This window comes from Nocardioides furvisabuli (assembly GCF_021083185.1).
GTDB classification, from domain to species: domain Bacteria; phylum Actinomycetota; class Actinomycetes; order Propionibacteriales; family Nocardioidaceae; genus Nocardioides; species Nocardioides furvisabuli.
In genome coordinates this window covers 98,006-114,422 of sequence record NZ_JAIGQB010000009.1, presented here as the reverse complement: position 1 = coordinate 114,422, position 16,417 = coordinate 98,006, and the positions used below count along the sequence as shown (strand labels likewise).

General features: G+C 71.2%; 14 protein-coding genes. 10 read left to right on the top strand and 4 right to left on the bottom strand.

Features of this window, described 5'->3' with window-relative positions:
* Positions 1-7: 7 nt before the first annotated feature.
* Positions 8-2,002 (bottom strand): alpha-1,4-glucan--maltose-1-phosphate maltosyltransferase, encoded by a 1,995-nt coding sequence (locus tag K4G59_RS16495; RefSeq protein ID WP_231252157.1) that lies wholly within the window; start codon positions 2,000-2,002, stop codon positions 8-10.
* Positions 2,003-2,184: 182 nt separating this feature from the next.
* Here K4G59_RS16495 and glgP point away from each other — a divergent pair, with 182 nt between their 5' ends.
* Positions 2,185-4,767 (top strand): alpha-glucan family phosphorylase, encoded by a 2,583-nt coding sequence (gene glgP, locus K4G59_RS16490; protein ID WP_231252156.1) that lies wholly within the window; start codon positions 2,185-2,187, stop codon positions 4,765-4,767.
* A gap of 19 nt (positions 4,768-4,786) precedes the next feature.
* On the opposite strand, the gene K4G59_RS16485 is transcribed toward glgP, so the two are convergent.
* On the bottom strand, positions 4,787-5,275 hold the full coding sequence (locus K4G59_RS16485) for a sigma factor (RefSeq protein ID WP_231252155.1): 489 nt from the start codon (positions 5,273-5,275) through the stop codon (positions 4,787-4,789).
* 89 nt (positions 5,276-5,364) lie between these two features.
* Between K4G59_RS16485 and K4G59_RS16480 the strand changes: the two genes are divergently transcribed.
* Positions 5,365-5,799 carry a MarR family winged helix-turn-helix transcriptional regulator gene (locus K4G59_RS16480; protein ID WP_231252154.1) on the top strand — a complete coding sequence of 145 codons (435 nt, stop codon included), beginning with the start codon at positions 5,365-5,367 and terminating at the stop codon, positions 5,797-5,799.
* 129 nt (positions 5,800-5,928) lie between these two features.
* Here K4G59_RS16480 and K4G59_RS16475 read toward each other — a convergent pair whose 3' ends face one another.
* The gene (locus K4G59_RS16475; RefSeq protein ID WP_231252153.1) at positions 5,929-6,297 is read right to left on the bottom strand and encodes a hypothetical protein; all 369 of its coding nucleotides are present in this window, start codon (positions 6,295-6,297) and stop codon (positions 5,929-5,931) included.
* Positions 6,298-6,346: 49 nt separating this feature from the next.
* Positions 6,347-8,524 (bottom strand): glycogen debranching protein GlgX, encoded by a 2,178-nt coding sequence (glgX, locus tag K4G59_RS16470; protein WP_231252152.1) that lies wholly within the window; start codon positions 8,522-8,524, stop codon positions 6,347-6,349.
* Between the two features lie 101 nt (positions 8,525-8,625).
* Between glgX and K4G59_RS16465 the strand changes: the two genes are divergently transcribed.
* The 8 genes from K4G59_RS16465 (at position 8,626) to K4G59_RS16430 (ending at position 16,077) form a co-directional block, all read left to right on the top strand.
* Positions 8,626-9,402, top strand: a complete 777-nt coding sequence (locus K4G59_RS16465; protein WP_231252151.1) for an enoyl-CoA hydratase/isomerase family protein — start codon at positions 8,626-8,628, stop codon at positions 9,400-9,402.
* 59 nt (positions 9,403-9,461) lie between these two features.
* Positions 9,462-9,764: a hypothetical protein gene (locus K4G59_RS16460; RefSeq protein ID WP_231252150.1), complete on the top strand. Its 303-nt coding sequence runs from the start codon at positions 9,462-9,464 to the stop codon at positions 9,762-9,764.
* A 29-nt stretch (positions 9,765-9,793) separates the two neighbouring features.
* Complete coding sequence (locus K4G59_RS16455) at positions 9,794-10,462, top strand: Ig-like domain-containing protein (protein ID WP_231252149.1); 669 nt, start codon at positions 9,794-9,796, stop codon at positions 10,460-10,462.
* Positions 10,463-10,616: 154 nt separating this feature from the next.
* Entirely contained in the window at positions 10,617-11,387 is a 771-nt protein-coding gene (locus K4G59_RS16450; RefSeq protein WP_231252148.1) for an electron transfer flavoprotein subunit beta/FixA family protein, read from the top strand.
* A gap of 19 nt (positions 11,388-11,406) precedes the next feature.
* The gene (locus K4G59_RS16445) at positions 11,407-12,372 is read left to right on the top strand and encodes an electron transfer flavoprotein subunit alpha/FixB family protein (RefSeq protein ID WP_231252147.1); all 966 of its coding nucleotides are present in this window, start codon (positions 11,407-11,409) and stop codon (positions 12,370-12,372) included.
* Positions 12,373-12,985: 613 nt separating this feature from the next.
* Positions 12,986-13,189, top strand: a complete 204-nt coding sequence (locus K4G59_RS16440; protein WP_231252146.1) for a hypothetical protein — start codon at positions 12,986-12,988, stop codon at positions 13,187-13,189.
* Positions 13,190-13,201: 12 nt separating this feature from the next.
* Positions 13,202-14,452, top strand: coding sequence for a hypothetical protein (locus K4G59_RS16435; protein ID WP_231252145.1), 1,251 nt, complete (start codon positions 13,202-13,204; stop codon positions 14,450-14,452).
* Positions 14,449-16,077: a 3'-5' exonuclease gene (locus K4G59_RS16430; RefSeq protein ID WP_231252144.1), complete on the top strand. Its 1,629-nt coding sequence runs from the start codon at positions 14,449-14,451 to the stop codon at positions 16,075-16,077. The genes K4G59_RS16435 and K4G59_RS16430 overlap by 4 nt, the downstream gene beginning before the upstream one ends.
* Positions 16,078-16,417 lie beyond the last annotated feature (340 nt).

Here is a 16,417-nt window from a genome sequence, read left to right as displayed (position 1 = left end):
TGCTCGGTCAACGGTTGCTCCTGACGCTGATGACGTGCGCGGGCTCGTGTCCGGGATCGAGGCGGACGTAGTTGTGGCGGCTCCAGCCCCAGTCTGCGCCGGTGATCTCGTCGTGGGCGTTGAACGACTCGTGCCACTCGAGGCCGAGCGCCGGCATGTCGAGGTGGACCATGGTCTCCCGCGTGCCGTGGGGGTCGAGGTTGATGACCACCAGCACCACGTCGTCGTGGCCGTCGGGCAGCGTGTGGCGCTTGGAGAAGACCAGGACGGAGTCGTCCTCGCTCTCGTGGATCGTGATGTTGCGCAGCAGCTGCAGCGCCGGGTGCTGGCGCCGGATCTCGTTGAGGCGGGTGAGGTAGGGCGCGAGGGTGGTGCCCTCGGCGTCGCGCTGCTCCCAGTCGCGGATGCGGATCTGGAACTTCTCCGAGTCGAGGTACTCCTCCGACCCGGGCTTCACCGCGACGTGCTCGAACAGCTCGTAGCCGGCGTAGACGCCCCAGCTCGGCGACCCGGTCGCCGCGAGGGCCGCACGGACCTTGAACGCCGCCGGGCCGCCGTACTGCAGGTAGGCGTGGAGGATGTCGGGTGTGTTGACGAAGAAGTTCGGGCGCATCAGGTGGTCGGACTCGCGCGAGACCTCGACGAGGTACTCCTCGATCTCCCGCTTGCCGGTGCGCCAGGTGAAGTAGGTGTAGCTCTGGTGGTAGCCCACCGCACCGAGGCCGTGCATCATCGCCGGCTTCGTGAACGCCTCGGACAGGAAGATGACGTCGGGGTCCGTACGCCGTACCTCGGCGAGCAGCCACTCCCAGAACGCCAGCGGCTTGGTGTGCGGGTTGTCGACGCGGAAGATCCGCACGCCGTGGGCGATCCACAGCTTCACGATCCGCAGCACCTCGCGGCAGATGCCGCTCGGGTCGTTGTCGAAGTTGATCGGGTAGATGTCCTGGTACTTCTTCGGCGGGTTCTCGGCATAGGCGATCGTGCCGTCGGCGCGCGTGGTGAAGAACTGCGGGTGCGTGGTGACCCACGGATGGTCCGGCGCGGCCTGGAGGGCGAGGTCGAGGGCGACCTCGAGCCCGAGCTCACCGGCCCGGGCGACGAAGGCGTCGAAGTCCTCGAAGGTGCCCAGCTCGGGGTGGATCGCGTCGTGCCCGCCGTCCTTGCTGCCGATCGCCCACGGCGAGCCGGGGTCGTCGGGACCGGGCGTGAGCGTGTTGTTGGGGCCCTTGCGGTTGAGCTCGCCGATCGGGTGGATGGGCGGGAGGTAGAGGACGTCGAAGCCCATCTCCGCGACGCGGTCGAGCCGCTTCGCCGCCGTGCGGAAGGTGCCGGAGACGACCTTGCCGGTCCTCGGGTCGCGCGTGGCGCCCTCGGAGCGGGGGAAGAACTCGTACCAGCTGCCGTACAGGGCGCGCACGCGGTCGGCGCGGAAGCGGAACGGACCCGTCACCGAGGTCAGCTCGCGCAACGGGTGGGCGAGCAGGACGGCGTCCAGCTCGGGGTCCTGCAGTGCTGCGAGGCGCGCGCCGACGGGACGTCCTTGGTCGCTCGCCGCGGCGATCGCACCCTTCACGAGCGCGGCGGACGTGGTGTCCGGCTTGTCGGTGCCGGTGCCCGCGGCGACGCGCTCCAGCAGGAGCCTGGCCTCGGTGAACATCAGCTCGACGTCGACGCCGGCGGGGATCTTGATGCCGGCGTCGTGCTGCCAGGTGGCAACAGGGTCGGACCAGGAGTGGATCTCGAAGGTCCACTCGCCCTCGGTGTCGGGGGTGACGTGGGCGACGTAGCGGTTGGGTGCAGCTCCGTCGGGGACCATCCGCACCGGGTCGCGACGCCTCCCGGCAGGGTCCGTGGCCACGACCTCGGCCGCGAGCTGGTCGTGTCCCTCGCGGAACACGGTCGCCCGGACCGGCATCGGTTCGCCGACCGTCGCCTTCGCCGACTGCCGACCGAGGTCGACGACGGGGGATACATCCATCACGGGTATGCGTCCAACCATGCCCCCACACTTGCGAACGTTGGGTCACGGGCGCAACCCGGGAGCGAGGTGGTCTCACCCCTTTGACTCCCACGCGACGGGGTACGCCCGGGTGCGGCGGGCACCCACGTCGCCCGTCAGTTGCGAGGGGCTCGCCGCGCGGCTCTTGGATCGATCCAAGAAATGCCCTAGCGTGCTGGTCCGTGCGAGCGTTCCGACGATTCACCGTCCGTCCTGTCCTTCCCGAGCCCCTCGGCGCCCTGTCCGTCCTCGCGGGCAACCTGCGCTGGTCGTGGCACCCCCCGACCCAGGACGTCTTCGCGTCCGTCGACCCACAGCTGTGGCGCGACGTGGCCGGCGACCCGGTCCGGTTCCTGGGGGCCGTGGGCCGCGAGCGCCTCGACGAGCTCGTCGACGACGGGGACTTCCGCGCCCGGCTCGACGCCGCCCACGCGGACCTCCAGCGCTACCTCTCCGAGGACCGCTGGTACGCCCGCAAGGCCGGCGAGGACGCCCCGCGTGCCATCGCCTACTTCTCGTCCGAGTACGGCATCGCCTCGGTGCTGCCGCAGTACTCCGGCGGTCTCGGCATCCTGGCCGGCGACCACCTGAAGGCGTCCTCGGACCTCGGCATCCCGCTGGTCGGCGTCGGCCTGTTCTACCGCCACGGCTACTTCAAGCAGGCGCTGGACCGCGACGGCTGGCAGCAGGAGAGCTACCCCGTCCTCGACCCCGACGAGCTGCCGCTGACCCAGCTGCGGGAGGCCGACGGCACGCGCGCGACGGTCTCGATCGCGCTGCCCGACGGCCCGGACCTCGTCGCCCGGATCCTGGTGGCGCAGGTCGGCCGCGTGCCGCTCCTGCTCCTCGACACCGACATCGAGGACAACAGCGCCCACTACCGCGACGTCACGGACCGCCTCTACGGCGGCAACTCCGAGCACCGCCTGCGCCAGGAGCTGCTGCTCGGTGTCGGCGGCGTCCGGGCACTGCGCGTGTGGTCGCGCATCACCGGCGCCCCGGCCCCCGAGGTCTTCCACGCCAACGAGGGCCACGCCGGCTTCCTCGGGGTCGAGCGGATCCGCGAGCTCACCGTCGGCGACGACGGGCCGCACCTCGACTTCGACACGGCGCTCGAGGTGTCGCGCGCCGGCACGGTCTTCACGACCCACACGCCGGTGCCCGCGGGGATCGACCGGTTCCCCCGCGAGCTGGTCTCGCAGTACTTCGGCGGCAGCTCGCCCACGCCGGGCGTCCCGGTCGACCGCGTGCTCGCCCTCGGCGCGGAGGACTACGACGGCGGCGACGCCGGCGTCTTCAACATGGCGGTGATGGGCTTCCGCCTCGCCCAGCGCGCCAACGGCGTCTCGATGCTGCACGGCCACGTGTCCCGCGGGATGTTCAACGGCCTCTGGCCCGCCTTCGACGAGGCCGAGGTGCCGATCACGTCGATCACCAACGGCGTGCACGGCCCGACGTGGATCGCCCGCGAGGTCATCGAGCTCGCCGCCAGCCGCGGCGCCGACGTCGACGGTGACGACACCGACGCCCTGTGGCCGCTGGTCGACCAGCTCGGTGACCGCGAGATCTGGGACCTCAAGCGCGCACTGCGCACCCGCTTCATCGAGGACGCCCGCGACCGGATGCGCCGTTCGGCGGCCAAGCGTGGGTTCGCCCCTGCCGAGACGACGTGGATCGACACTGCCCTCGACCCCGACGTGCTGACCATCGGCTTCGCGCGCCGCGTGCCGACGTACAAGCGGCTCACGCTGATGCTGCGCGACCCGGCTCGGCTGAAGAAGCTGCTCCTCGACCCCGAGCGCCCGATCCAGCTGGTCATCGCCGGCAAGGCGCACCCGGCCGACGAGACCGGCAAGCGGCTCATCCAGGAGATGGTGCGCTTCGCCGACGACCCGGAGATCCGCCACCGCATCGCCTTCCTGCCCAACTACGACATCGCGATGGCGCAGCCGCTCTACCCCGGCTGCGACGTGTGGCTCAACAACCCGCTGCGCCCCTACGAGGCCTGCGGCACCTCGGGCATGAAGGCTGCGCTCAACGGTGGGCTCAACCTCTCGATCCTCGACGGCTGGTGGGACGAGTGGTACGACGGCAACAACGGCTGGGCGATCCCGTCCGCCGACGGCATCGACGACGCCGATCGTCGCGACGACCTCGAGGCGCACGCGCTCTACGACCTCCTCGAGACCGACGTCGTCCCGCGCTTCTACGAGACCAACCACGAGGGCGTCCCGCCGCGCTGGCTCGAGATGGTGCGCCACACGCTGAAGTCGCTCGGCCCGAAGGTGCTCGCGACCCGCCAGGTGCGCGACTACGTCCGTGAGCTCTACGCGCCCGCGGCGCACACCGCGCGCTCGCTCAACTCCGACTACGCCGGCGCCCACGAGCTGTCGGCGTGGAAGCAGACCGTCCGGGAGGCGTGGCACGGCGTGCGCGTCGAGCACGTCGACTCCGAGGGCGTGGGCGACCAGGCCGAGGTCGGCGCGACCCTCGCCGTACGCGCCTGGGTGGCGCTCGGCTCGCTGTCGGCCGACGACGTCGAGGTGCAGGTCGTGCACGGCAGGATCGGCTCCGACGACGAGCTCACCGCGACGTCCGTGACCCCGATGCTGGTGGGGGAGTCCTACGACGGCAACCGCCACCGCTTCGATGCCGCCGTGTCGCTGGACCGGTCCGGTCCCTTCGGCTACACGGTGCGCGTCGTCCCGCGCAACGAGGCACTGGCCTCGGTGGCCGAGCTCGGTCTGGTGGCCGAGCCGGTCTGATGCTGGCGTGCCGTGGCGCTCAGGTCGAGCGCCACGGCTCCGGCGCGGTGCGGTCGCTCCCCAGGTCGAGCAGTGCGCCCCGCAGCCGGGCCAGGACCCGGTCGTGCGACTCGCCGGTGTCCTGCGCGACGTCGCCGTAGGTGCGTGCGCCGAACCAGGAGAGCCCCACCGCCCGAGCGTCGGGTCCCGACAGCGCGGCGAGGCCGGGGACGAGCATCGGCGTGCCGGACTCCTGCGGCCGGGTCGACCTCCGGCTCCGGACGGCGTGCTGGTGGGCCACGCCCACGATCCAGCTGCGGGCCGACCCCTGGGCCGGGTCGAAGAGCGACGCGGTCCGGAGGACGGCGAGGAGCGCGTCGCACGCCAGGGCCTCCGCCCGCTCGGGGTCGCCCGTCATGTGCAGCACCAGGCCGTAGACGACCTCGGCGACGTCGTCGTACACGGCCGCGGCGGCCTCGTGGTCGCCCCGACCTGCCTCCATGAGCCTCTGCTCCAGGATCTCCACCACGATCGGCACTCCCTTCCCAGGGGTCCTCAACATCTTGCGTCCAATGATCTTGTGCACAAGGTAGCGCCTCCGGGGTGCATGATGTCCCGGTGACCGAGATCGACACCCCTTCGTTGTCGGACCAGCTGTGCTTCGACCTCTACGCCGCCTCCCGGGCGGTCACGGCCGCCTACCGTCCCGCGCTCACCCAGCTGGGCCTGACGTACCCGCAGTACCTCGTGCTCATCGTGCTCTGGGAGCGCGACGAGCGGGCGGTCCGTGACATCGCGGAGGCGTTGCGGCTCGACCACGGGACGCTCACCCCTCTCCTGCGGCGGATGGAGGTCGCGGGGTTCGTCGCACGGCACCGCGACAACGAGGACGAGCGCTTCGTGGTCGTGTCGCTCACCGCGAAGGGCGAGCGCCTCCGGAGCCACGCCGAGCGCATCCACTGCGACATGAAGGAAGCGCTCGCCCTGAGCGTGCAGGAGTTCTCCGACCTGCAGGTGACCCTGCGGACGCTGACGGAGCGGGTCAGCTCCTAGCCCGCGGCGGCGCGCCCACGCGCAGCCCCGTGCCGCAGCTCGCCGCCGACCTCACCTCGCTCGACCCGGGTGTCGCCGTACCCGCACGTGCGGCGGCCGTCGACGCCGGGCGTCTCCGCGGCCGGCGCCTCAGCCGAAGGTCAGCACGAGGCCGGTCGCGGTCGGCACCAGGCCGAGCAACAGCCAGGGCGAGAGGATGCGGCGACCGTGGATCGCGAGCCCTGTCGCGACGGCGATCGCACCGAAGATCCCGGCGATGACGTTGAGCCCGATCTTCGAGCTGTCCGGTGCGTCGTCGAGCATGACCGCGGCCACCACCAGGCCGACCACCAGGTGGAGGATCGTCGTGACGGCCAGCGTCGACATCACCCACTTCTGCACGCGCGCGAGGTCGCGCGCGTCCTTCTCGGGGTCCGCCACGACGCGACGAGGGGCGTTCATGTCGAGGAGGTGACCTCGACCCTTCTCCTGCCGACGTGCGGGGACGCTGCTGGCCATGGCCTCATCGTCGCAGGCCAGGACCGTGGGACCAATATGCGGAGGCCCGTCAGGTCTGGCGCATCACCAGCACCGAGCGGGCCTGCAGCAGCATCGAGGTGCCTGCGACGACCGGCGTGCCCACGGCGACGTCGGCGTTGGTCGAGAGCACCACCTCGCCGTGGTGGACCCACTGGTTGTCCGGGAGGACGAGCTCCACGTCGTCGGCCCCGGCGTTGAGCCAGATCATGAAGGACTTGTCGCGGATCTGCTCGCCGCGTGGACCGGGGTAGCGCAGCGGCGCGCCGTTGAGGAACATCCCGACCGTGCGGACCGAGTCGTCGTTCCAGTCGTCGGTCGCCATCTCGCGGCCGCTGGGGTGGACCCAGACGAGGTCCTTGATGCCGCCGCGGATGGTGGGCCGGCCCTCGAACCAGTGCCGCTGGCGCAGGACAGGGTGTTCACGGCGCAGTCGCAGCGCGGTCTTGGTGATCTCGTAGAGGTCGAGCCACGCGTCGTCGGGACGCCAGTCGACCCACGACGTCTCGTTGTCCTGGCCGTAGGCGTTGTTGTTGCCGCCCTGCGTGCGTCCGCGCTCGTCGCCGGCGGTCAGCATCGGCACGCCGCTGGAGAAGCAGAGGGTGGCCATCAGGTTGGCCGCCTGGCGGCGTCGCATGGCGATGACCTCCGCGTCGTCCGTCTCGCCCTCGGCCCCGCAGTTCCACGACCGGTTGTTGTCGGTGCCGTCGCGGTTGTCCTCGCCGTTGGCCTCGTTGTGCTTGTCGTTGTACGACACCAGGTCGCGCAACGTGAACCCGTCGTGCGCGGTCACGAAGTTCACCGACGCGTAGGGCGAGCGGCCGTCGTCGGCGTACAGGTCGCTCGAGCCAGCCAGGCGCGTCGCCACGGTGCGTACGCCGGCGGAGTGGCCGCGCCAGAAGTCCCGCACGGTGTCGCGGAACTGGTCGTTCCACTCGATCCACGGCGGGGGGAAGCGGCCGACGCGATAGCCGTCCATCGAGGCGTCCCACGGCTCGGCGATCAGCTTCACGTGGCGCAGGACCGGGTCCTGGCCGATCGCGGTGATCAGGTGGCTGCCGAGGTCGACGACCTGGTTGGTGCGGGTCAGCGCGCTCATCAGGTCGAAGCGGAAGCCGTCGACGTGCATCTCGTTGACCCAGTAGCGCAGCGAGTCGAGGATCATCCGCAGGCTCTGGGTGTGGGTGGCGTCGACGGTGTTGCCGCAGCCGGTCACGTCCCAGTAGGTGTCGGGCATCGGGTCCTCGCCCGGCTCGGGCTGCGGGGCGACGACGCGTTGGTAGTAGCCGAGGTCGTCGAGCCCGCGGAAGCTCAGCGTCGGCCCGAGCGGACCCGCCTCGGCAGTGTGGTTGTAGACCACGTCGAGGATGACCTCGAGGCCCGCCTCGTGGAAGGCCCTCACCATCTGCTTGAACTCGGTGACCTGCTGGCCGCGGTCGCCGGCGTGAGAGTAGGCGTTGTGCGGGGCGAAGAAGCCGAGGGAGTTGTAGCCCCAGTAGTTCACCAGGCCGCGTTCGGCCAGCGCCGGCTCGGAGAAGAACTGGTGCACCGGCAGCAGCTCGACGGCCGTGACGCCGAGGTCGCGGAGGTAGTCGGTGACCGCCGGCGTGGCGAGCCCGGCGTAGGTCCCGCGCAGCTCCTCGGGCACCCGGTCGTGCAGCGCGGTCATGCCCTTGACGTGCATCTCGTAGATGACCGTGTCGCGCCAGCGCCGACGCGGCGAGGTGTCGGCGCCCCACTGGAAGTCGTCGTAGACGACCACGCTGCGCGGCACGTACGCCGCGGAGTCGAGGTCGCTGATGGTGTCGGGCTCACCCGGCACGTAGCCGAAGATCGCCTCGTCGACCACCAGGTCACCCGAGACCGCCTTGGCGTAGGGGTCGAGCAGCAGCTTGGCGGCGTTGAACCGCAGGCCGGCGTCGGGGTCCCACGGGCCGTGGGCGCGGTAGCCGTAGCGGGTTCCGGGCGCGACGCCGGGCACCGCCCCGTGCCACACGCCGAGGGAGTGCTCGGTGAGCAGGTGGCGCGTCTCGACGTCGTCGTCGTCGAAGAGGCACACCCAGAGCCGCTCGGCGTTGGGTGAGTAGACCGCGAAGTTGGTCGCGTCGTGGGACCAGGTCGCCCCGAGGGGGTAGTTGCGACCCGGCCAGACCTCTCGCGTCTCGCCGTCGTGGTTCCAGACTGATGCTTGGTCGGGGGGCGGTGTCACGCGAGCCATTGTGGTGCTTGCCGGCGGGCACGGCAGAATGCGCCCACGCAGTGGTGCACGCGGGCGCCGGCGCACCGGCGCACAGATGAAGGGGAGCAACCATGGAGTTCGTCTCGATCGACGTGACCGACCAGGTCGCGGTCCTGCGGCTGGACCGGCCCAAGATGAACGCGATCAGCGTGCAGGTGCAGGCCGACCTCCGCGAGGCGGCCGCCGAGCTCACCGAGCGCGACGACGTACGCGCCGTGGTGCTGTGGGGCGGCGAGCGGGTCTTCGCCGCCGGCAACGACGTCAAGGAGATGGCGGACATGTCGTACGCCGACATGGTCAAGGTCTCGACGTCCGTCAGCACCGCCACCACCGCGATCGCCCGGATCCCGAAGCCCGTCGTCGCCGCGGTGAACGGCTACGCCCTCGGCGGGGGCTGCGAGCTCGCGCTCTCGGCCGACCTGCGCTTCGCCGCCGAGGACGCCGTCTTCGGCCAGCCCGAGGTCCTGCTGGGCATCATCCCCGGCGCGGGCGGCACCCAGCGGCTCGCTCGACTGGTCGGAACGGCGAAGGCCAAGGACATCATCTTCACCGGACGCTTCGTCAGGGCCGACGAGGCCCTGCGCATCGGCATGGTGGACCGCGTCGTCCCCGCCGACAAGGTGCTGGAGGAGTCGGTCGCCTGGGCCGCGCAGTTCAGCGGGGCGGCCGCGCTGGCGATCCGCGCCGCGAAGGAGTGCATCGACCGGGGGAGCGAGGTCGACCTCGACACCGGCCTGGAGATCGAGCGGCAGCAGTTCGCCGGGGTCTTCGCCACCGAGGACCGTACCCGTGGCATCACCTCGTTCGTTGAGAACGGACCGGGCAAGGCCACGTTCGTCGGCCGCTGACCTGGTCCCACCCCCGCTCACCACGGGCCGACCCCGGCCCCGACAAGGAGACATGCACTGTGGCAACGAAGATCCGGGCTGCGCTGGCCCACGTCCTGTGGCTGGCCTGCGTGCTGTGCGCCCTGGTGCTCGCCGTCGGCGCGCTGCTGGTCGCGCTGGACGCCAACACCTCCAACGCGCTCGTCGACGCGGTCCTGCAGGCCGCCACGGTCGTCGACCTCGACGTCTTCTCGCGCAAGGAGGGCATCAAGCAGTTCGGCGGGGAGGGTGCCGAGGTCAAGAACGCGCTCTTCAACTGGGGTCTCGGTGCGATCGCCTGGCTGGTCGTGGGTCGCATCCTCGACCGCGTCGTGAAGCCCTGACCTCGACGCAGGGTTCCACGATGTCGCCCATGTCCCGGTCGCTCGCCACGGCGTCGGCGGCCGTGCTGGCCCTGGCAGTCGTCCCGGCGGGTCCTGTGGCGGCGTCCGGGGCGCCGTCCAGCACGGCCCTCGTGCTCAGCGCCACCGAGTCGGCGTACGGGCAGTCGGTGACCGCGTCCGCGCGGGTCGTGAGTGACGGGGGGCAGCCGCAGGGTGACGTCGTCTTCGCCGTCGACGACCTCCGCATCAAGGCCAACCTCGGCGCCGGCGGAGCCGCCACGATCGTGCTGCCGCGGCTGCTGGTGGGCACCCACGCGGTGGCCGCGACCTACGTCCCCCAGCTCCCGGCCGCGCAGTCCGGCAGCTCCTCGTCGACCGAGGAATGGGTCGTCGCGCCGGCGCGCTCGCACCTGCAGGTGCAGGTGGCAGGCAGGCGCACGCGCGTCGCGACGTCGGTGCGTCTCCGTGTCGACGGGGACTACGGCACCCGTCCCGCCGGCCGGGTGCGGGTCGGCCTCCGCCGGGCCGGCGTGGGCCGCGTCGCGCGGGTGGGGGTGCGGCTCGACGCCGGCGGTGCCGCGGTGGCACGCCTCGGGCGCCTGCGCGCCGGCGGCTACCGCGTGGAGGTGACCTACGTCGGGGACAGCCAGCACCGGCGTACGCGGGTGGTCGGGCGGTTCCGCGTCCCGCGCAGGTGATCCGGGACACCGCACACGACCGTGACAGTGTCACTGTGAGCGACCCCACCCGGATCGCCATTCCCCGGCGACGTGGCGGCAAGTAACCTCACCAGCACATCCGAGTGCACAGGAGGGGCCGCGAGGCCACACCACCATGAACATTGTTGTCTGTGTGAAGTACGTGCCGGACGCCACGGCCGACCGCAAGTTCGAGGACGACTACACCGTCGACCGCGTCGGCGTCGACGGGCTGCTGTCCGAGCTCGACGAGTACGCCGTCGAGCAGGCCCTGCAGTTCCGCGAGAAGCGCGAGGGTGAGGACATCGAGATCACCGCGTTGACCGTCGGCCCCGAGAAGGCCGTCGACGCGGTGCGCAAGGCGCTGCAGATGGGTGCCGACAAGGGCGTCCACGTCGTCGACGACGCGATCGCGGGCTCCGACTACATCGCCACCTCGCTGGTGCTGGCCAAGGCGATCGAGAAGGTCGGCGCGGACCTCGTGGTCTGCGGCATGGCCTCCACGGACGCCTCCGGCTCCGTGGTGCCGGCGATGCTGGCCGAGCGTCTGGGCATGCCGCAGGTCACGCTCGCCTCGGTGATCGAGTCGCAGGGCGACCAGGTCCGCATCAAGCGTGACAACGAGGGCTCGACCGAGGTCATCGGCGCGACGCTGCCGATCGTGCTGTCGGTCACCGACCAGTCGGGCGAGGCGCGCTACCCCTCCTTCAAGGGCATCATGGCCGCGAAGAAGAAGCCGCTGGACACCTTCTCGCTGTCCGACCTCGGCGTCGACGCCGGCCAGGTCGGCCTCTCGGTGGCCTGGTCGCAGGTCGAGGACACCACCGAGCGCCCGCCGCGCACCGCCGGCGAGATCGTCACCGACGAGGACGGCTCGGGCGCTGACGCGCTGGTCGGCTTCCTCGCGTCCAAGAAGTTCATCTGAGCAGGACAGGAGAGCCACCATGTCTGAAGTCCTGGTAGTCATCGACCACGCCGACGGCGAGGTCAAGAAGCCCACCTACGAGCTCCTCACGATCGCGCGCCGCCTCGGCGAGCCGTCCGCGGTGTTCTTCGGCTCGCCCGACCAGGGCGACGCCGTGGCCGAGAAGGTCAAGAAGTACGGCGCCGAGAAGGTCTACGTCGTCGACGACGCCCAGATCAAGGGCTATCTCGTCGCGCCGAAGGCCGAGGCGCTGCAGCAGCTGGCGGAGAAGAGCAGCGCAGCCGGGGGATTGGCCGCGATCCTGCTGCCGTCGACGTTCGAGAACAAGGAGGTCGCCGGTCGCCTGGCGATCAAGCTGGGCTCGGGCCTGATCACCGACGCCGTCGACGTCGCCGAGGGTGGCGTGACCACGCAGAGCGTGTTCGCCGGCAACTACACCGTGCAGGCCAAGGTCACGCAGGGCACGCCGATCATCACGGTGAAGCCCAACTCGGCCGCCCCCGAGGAGGCCGCGGGCGCGGGCGCCGTCGAGGCGTTCACCGCGACGGTGTCGGACGCGGCGAAGACGGCGCAGATCGTGGCCACGCAGCCGCGCCAGGCGACCGGTCGCCCCGAGCTGACCGAGGCCGCGATCGTGGTCTCCGGCGGTCGTGGCACCGGCGGCAACTTCGAGTCCGTCGAGGGCTTCGCCGATTCCCTCGGTGCGGCCGTGGGCGCGTCGCGTGCGGCCGTCGACTCCGGCTGGATGCCCCACGCGTTCCAGGTCGGGCAGACCGGCAAGACGGTCTCGCCGCAGCTCTACGTCGCCAACGGCATCTCGGGTGCGATCCAGCACCGTGCCGGCATGCAGACGTCGAAGACCATCGTCGCGGTCAACAAGGACCCCGAGGCCCCGATCTTCGAGCTCGTCGACTTCGGCGTCGTGGGTGACCTCCACACGGTCCTGCCCGCAGCGACCGACAAGGTCAAGGAGCGCAAGGGCTGAGTCCCTCGCCCCACGGACGCCCCCGACCTCCTGGTCCTGTTCGGCTTTACAAGTGGTTTTGGGGGCACAAGCGCCGGCTTTCCCGTAGGCTCGACCATCTGGTCGGCCAGGGAAGGCCGGCGCTTCTCGTTGCACGGAGGTAGGTCGTGGAAGCGACCGCAGGCGGGCCTGAGGACGACGGCTCCGCCTCGTCCGAGGCCTGCGCGACCCACCCCGGCAGCAGGCTCCGCCGACGCGGCGTCCGCCACACCGCAGCAGGCGCGCAGCAGCGCTGGGAGTGCCGCCCGGCCGATGCCGCGCCGCACTTCTTCCTGCGACCAGCCGACCGGCCCGCCGCGGAGAGTCCTCGGCGGCCAGCGGTGCACTGCCCCGAGCCGAGGCACGCGGACGGGAAGCTGCAGTCGCGCGGCACGCGTACGAACAAGGCCGGCAGCGGTACCGCTGCGTCCGTCCCAACGGCGAGCAGCACCAGTTCCAGGTCCTGCTGCGCGCGGCGAACACCGCGCTCACCTCGATCCACATCCCGCCGGCGTGCCCTGAGCACCCCGGCGCTCACATCACCCGAAACGGCACGAACGGCAAGGGCCCGCGCCGACGGCAGCGGTACCGGTGCGTGCCGCACGGGCAGCCGGAACTCACGCACGGGTTCAGCCCGCCCCTGACCCGCGAGGTCGTCGAAGTCGGGCACGACGAGTGCACCACCTGCCACGAACTCCTCGGGCCCCACAGCGGCGCTGCCACCGGCGCCCGGCACACCCCGTGGACCGGGCCGCTGTTCGCCCGCGCCCTCAACGAGCTCTCGATGGGCGCCAGCTAGGCGGCGACGTCGATGATGATGCGCCGCTACCGCGACCGTGCGCGTCGACACCTGCTCGAGGACCACGGCGAAGAGCTCGCCGCCATCCCACTCGGACCCGGAGCGACTGGCACCGGCTCCTCCTACATCCGCCGCGAGGCCGCCGGAGCGTGGCACCTGGCCGCCGACCTGGTCGAGCAGTACGCCCCGCTCATCTGGCGCAGCGTCAACGCCCGGATGCAGGAACGCGACCGCAAGCTCCGCACGCGCAACGACCAACTGCTCGAGGCGAACCCGACCGCCGGCCTCGCCCAACCGCTTACCTGGCTGCTGGACGAGCAGCCGGTCGTGGTGTGGGCGAAGAACTCCGCCGGGAAGCGCGTCCGCCGCTACTGGTCGGTGCTGGTCCTGGTCGAGGTCCGCTGGCACGACCCGATGGACCCGATGAGCTTCCCGCAGCGCGAGTACCGGCTGCGCCTCATGCGCGCCTACCCGCGCCCGAACCACACCGCTTGGCGTCTGATGTTCGACGAGGTGGGCGTGCGCCCCGACTTCGTCGTCGCCGACCATGCCAGCGCCATCGGCAACGCCGTCGACCTCCACTTCGGCCCTGGCGTCGTCGGCTTCGTGCCGAGCATGTTCCACATGCGCCGCAACCTGCGCGAGGCGCTGCTGGACACGAAGGCCGCCACCACGATCGTCCAAGGCCGCAAGACGCTGGTCGAGCCGCTCGCCAAGCACCTCGACCTCCTCCACCGCGACGACCTGGCCGCGCTCACGCCCGCGGACTGGGCACGATGGTGGGACGACCTCGAGCACCACGCAGCCCGCCTCGGCGTCCCGGTGGCCGGCATGACCGACCGCCGCCGCCTGTACGAGCCGCGCGTCGCGAAGGCGATGCCGTTGCTCACCGCCCAACCGCACCTGCCCGCATCGAACGCCGCGGTGGAGAACCGCATCCGCCACCTGCTCGAGCCGTTCCTGACCAACCGCAAGCAGATGTACCGCAACCTCGCGCGGCTGAACTTCCTCCTCGACCTGGCCGTGGCTCGTCAGCAGGGTGCGTTCACCGACCTCGAGGACGTCGCGAAGCTCATCCACGACGACAACGAGGCCGCCGGAGGGTGGGCGCCGCAGCCCCGGACGCTGGCGGACCCCCAGCCGCCCAAGCCCAAGACCGGCGACCTACCGGCTCGGTACGCCTCGCTGTTCAACGCCCACCTCGTCGAGGTGCTTGCCGGCGACCGTCTCCCATCCAGCACAGACCCCGCCGGTGCGCGATGACAACGCTCACGGCGGCCCAGTTCGAGCTGTTCGAGCGGCTCACCGAGCGCACCTTCCTCGTGCTCGACACCGAGTACTGCACCGACCCCGACGGCGGCCTGCCCCGCCTGATCTCCCTCGGCCTCACCCCGGTCGTGCGGGGCAAGCGGACCAACAACGGCGAGCTGTACATCGAGATGAATCCCTGCGTACCGATCGACGAGGCCACCGCGGCCGTTCACGGCTTCACCGACGCCTACGTCGCCCGCAAGCGCCGGTTTCCCCACTACGCACCCGCGGTGCTGCGCGCCCTCGACGTCGAGGACGCCGTGCTGGTCGGCCACACCGGCGCCGACATCGGAGTCCTGCGCGGCGAACTGGAACGGCTCGACCAGGCGGGCGGCAACGCCGTGGGGTTCGACGACCTCCCCGACCTGCCGATCGTGGACACCTCCACGCTCCCGCGGCTGCTGCGCCACCCCGTCGCCGGCACCAGCACGAGCGTGAGCCTGGCCGCGCTGTGCGCGGCCACCGGCGTGGCCAACCGCGCGGCGCACGACGCCAAGGCCGACGCCCGGGCCACCGCCGACGCGCTCATCCAGCTGCTGGTTCACGCCGCAGCGTCGATGTCGTACGACGGCATCGAGGCTCTGCTCGCGGACCACGACCGCGGCACCACCCGCACACCGCGGCTCGCCCTGCACATCAGCAGCCGCAACGCAGCCCCCTCCGTACCGGCCGCACACCTCGCCCGCCATGCCGCCCCGCTGACCCACCGAGGCGACGACGCCGAAGTGGCCGCGTGGCTCGAGCTCGCCGGAGCCTGCGTCCAGCTGCGTTGCGAGCACCTACGCGTCGAAGCCCGGCTCGCCGCGGCCGAGAACGCGCACGCGCTGCTCGCCCCGATGACGGCGCTCATGACAGGCGCGACCGAGCCCGGTCAGCCCGGGACGCTGCTCGGGGCGCTCGCCGAGCTCCTGATGGGCGGGACGGCTCGTGCGGATCCGCCCGCCACGACGCTGGTGCTGCCGGGCAAGCGGGTCTTCTTCTGGTGGCGGGCGCTCCTGCCCGACCTGAAGGCCAGCGCGCCGTGCGCAGGGAAGCTGCGGTGCCCGGACTGCTGGGAGGGCAACGGCTGCGCCCGCGACACCCTCTACAAGGCGGTCGCGAACCTCCTCACCCACGGCGAAGACCCCACGCTTACCCGGAAGCGGGTCAAGAACATGCTCTTCGGCAGCGACCCGCGCAAGCGCGTCAACGCCTGGTCGCAGGGACGCCCGGCGATCGCCGCCCACATGACCTGGCTCGTCGCCACGTGGGCCGAGGGACAGGAGACAAGCCCGGCGACCTTCCTAGACAAGGCCACGTCGCTCAGGCTCGAGGAACACGACCCGCACCTCGCGCTGATGGTGTGCCGGAACTTGGCGGAGGCCGGTTCCCCGACGGCCGTCGAAGATGTCGCGAAGCGTGCCCTCGAGCGTGCGACCACCGACCCGGCCTACGACGAGCTGCGTACCTGGACCACGTGGCGGGAGCAGGCCGCGGAACTCCACGCTCGACGATCCGCTCCGCGGGTCATCGTCGAGCCGAGGCGGGCTCGACCCGGAGGTCGGGTGAACCCCAACCCGTACCTGCCGCGCGCCTGAGCTGCTGGTGCCGCGCAGCGTCTACTGCGTCGTCGCGGAGGCAGACGCGAACAGCTCGTAGATGACTTCGGCGTTGCTCGCTTCGGCGAACACGTAGGACTCGTCAACGAGCCGGAGACCGACCCACGTCCCTGTACGTCCCTGGCGGACGCCGGGTCGCATCAGGTCTAGCGACGGACCGACCTCTGCGACCCGGAGCGCTTGGAGCCCTTGGCATTGGGCGGGCACGACGTTCTTCGGCCGACATCCATCCGGCAGCCGCACCGTCAGGCCAGCCCGAGAGAAGACGACTCCGGTGTCGTTTTTGGGGGCTGAGGACGCGCTGGGCTGTCGACTGGTT

Excerpts from the sequence above, each read along its gene's own strand:
- K4G59_RS16495 (WP_231252157.1), bottom strand. The coding sequence starts at position 2,002 with ATGGTTGGACGCATACCCGTGATGGATGTATCCCCCGTCGTCGACCTC.
- K4G59_RS16475 (WP_231252153.1), bottom strand. The coding sequence starts at position 6,297 with ATGGCCAGCAGCGTCCCCGCACGTCGGCAGGAGAAGGGTCGAGGTCAC.
- K4G59_RS16465 (WP_231252151.1), top strand. The coding sequence starts at position 8,626 with ATGGAGTTCGTCTCGATCGACGTGACCGACCAGGTCGCGGTCCTGCGG.
- K4G59_RS16455 (WP_231252149.1), top strand. The coding sequence starts at position 9,794 with ATGTCCCGGTCGCTCGCCACGGCGTCGGCGGCCGTGCTGGCCCTGGCA.
- K4G59_RS16445 (WP_231252147.1), top strand. The coding sequence starts at position 11,407 with ATGTCTGAAGTCCTGGTAGTCATCGACCACGCCGACGGCGAGGTCAAG.
- K4G59_RS16435 (WP_231252145.1), top strand. The coding sequence starts at position 13,202 with ATGATGATGCGCCGCTACCGCGACCGTGCGCGTCGACACCTGCTCGAG.
- K4G59_RS16430 (WP_231252144.1), top strand. The coding sequence starts at position 14,449 with ATGACAACGCTCACGGCGGCCCAGTTCGAGCTGTTCGAGCGGCTCACC.